The organism is Mesorhizobium sp. M7A.F.Ca.ET.027.03.2.1 (genome assembly GCF_003999175.1).
Taxonomy (GTDB): Bacteria; Pseudomonadota; Alphaproteobacteria; order Rhizobiales; family Rhizobiaceae; genus Mesorhizobium.
Genome location: NZ_RZOM01001103.1, coordinates 1 through 2,019, shown reverse-complemented (window position 1 = coordinate 2,019; position 2,019 = coordinate 1). Strand labels below are relative to the sequence as shown.

The following is a 2,019-nucleotide window of genomic DNA, read 5'->3' as shown; positions in this document are numbered from 1 at the left end:
CAACTCTCTAACCCATCCCCCCAGAGGAAATATCCATGACCGTTCGCTTCGCTCTCCTCGGTGCCGGCCGCATCGGCAAGGTCCACGCCCGCGCCGTCGGCTCCAACCCGCAGGCCAAACTGGTTGCCGTTGCCGATGCGTTCGAGAAGGCCGCCAAAGAGCTGGCGAGCGCCTATGGCGCCGAGGTGCGCAGCATCGAAGATATCGAGAAAGCCGGGGATATCGACGCCGTCGTCATCTGCACGCCGACCGACACCCATGCCGATCTGATCGAGCGCTTCGCCAAGGCCGGCAAGGCGATCTTCTGCGAGAAGCCGATCGACCTCAACGTCAAGCGCGTCGAGAAGTGCCTGGCCGTGGTCGAGAAGACCAAAGCGACGCTGATGGTCGGCTTCAACAGGCGTTTCGATCCGCATTTCGCCGCCGTGCGCAAGGCGATCGACGACGGCGCCATCGGCACCGTCGAGATGGTCACCATCACCTCGCGCGATCCCGGCGCGCCACCGATCGACTACATCAAGCGCTCGGGCGGCATTTTTCGCGACATGACCATCCATGATTTCGACATGGCGCGCTTCCTGCTCGGCGAAGAGGTCGTGGCGGTCAGCGCCCATGCCTCGGTGCTGGTCGACAAGAAGATTGGTGCCGCCGGCGATTTCGATAGCGTCAGCGTCATCCTGGAAACCGCTTCCGGCAAGCAGGCCGTCATCTCCAACTCGCGCCGCGCCACCTATGGCTACGACCAGCGCATCGAGGTGCATGGCTCGAAAGGCATGGTTGCCGCCGAGAACCAGCGCCCGGTGTCGATCGAACTGGCCAACGAGAAGGGTTATACGCGCCCGCCGCTGCACGACTTCTTCATGACCCGCTACCTCGACGCCTATGCCATTGAGATCGCCGCGTTCATCACGGCCGCGACCTCGGGCAAGAAAGCGTCGCCGAGCGGTGCGGATGGGCTGGTGGCGCTGAAGCTGGCCGACGCGGCGCTGAAATCAGCAACGACCGGCAAGACCGTCCGTCTCGACAAGTAAGAACCGGAAACTAGGGTACAGGGAGCAGAGCGATGAGCACATCCGCCGATCGCAATTCGAAGACGCGCGCCATCGTCACAGGTGGCGCCCAGGGGATCGGCTTTGCCGTCGCCGAAGCTCTGGCCGAGGAAGGTTGCCGGGCACTGGCGCTCATCGGCCGTTCGCAGGAGAAGGGCGACAAGGCCGTCGCCCATTTCAGGAGAGCCGGCGTCGACGCGATCTTCATCAGCGCCGACGTCTCTAAAGTGGCCGACTGCAAGCGGGCGGTCGCCACCGCGATCTCGCATTTCGGCACCATCAACGCCCTGGTCAACGCCGCCGCGACATCGGCGCGCGGTTCGCTGGTCGAAACCTCCGAGGAGCTTTTCGACACCATCTTCGACACCAATGTGCGCGGCCCGTTTTTCCTGATGCAAGGCGTGGTGTCGCATCTCCTGGAAAAGAAGGCACCAGGCTCGATCGTCAACGTGCTGTCGATGTCGGCGCATACCGGCCAGTCGTTCCTGACGCCCTATTCGACCAGCAAGGGCGCGCTGATGACGCTGACCAAGAACGTCGCCAATGCCTATCGCCACAACCGCATCCGCTGCAATGCGGTGCTGCCGGGCTGGATGGACACAGAGGGCGAGGACATCGTGCAGAAGAAGTGGCACGACGCGCCGGACGACTGGCTGGCCAAGGCCGAGGCGGCGCAGCCGATGGGCCAATTGGTGAAGCCGGACCAGTTGGCGCGGCTGATCAGCTACATGGTCAGCCCGCAGTCCGGCGTCATGACCGGATCGCTGGTCGACTATGACCAGAGCATTGCGGGGTCGTCTCCGGAATAGGGTCAGCCGAATAGCCTCTCGTCCAGAAGCAGCTCGGCCAAGCCTTGGCCGAGCTTGCCCTCGCCAGCTTGACCGGCTCCAGACCAAAATCACCAAGGGACCCGAGCTCTGAAAGCCCTCCCTTCCCCTGTTGCCGCCGCATCACCACTCCCATATAGTCA

Annotated in this window: 2 protein-coding genes; both read left to right on the top strand. The window is 63.4% G+C overall.

All coding sequences use genetic code 11. From position 1 onward, the window contains the following. The first annotated feature begins 35 nt into the window (after positions 1–35). Positions 36–1,031 carry an inositol 2-dehydrogenase gene (gene iolG, locus EN750_RS31705; protein ID WP_027039991.1) on the top strand — a complete coding sequence of 332 codons (996 nt, stop codon included), beginning with the start codon at positions 36–38 and terminating at the stop codon, positions 1,029–1,031. A gap of 32 nt (positions 1,032–1,063) precedes the next feature. Continuing rightward, positions 1,064–1,858 (top strand): SDR family oxidoreductase, encoded by a 795-nt coding sequence (locus EN750_RS31700; protein ID WP_127399055.1) that lies wholly within the window; start codon positions 1,064–1,066, stop codon positions 1,856–1,858. Positions 1,859–2,019: the final 161 nt, after the last annotated feature.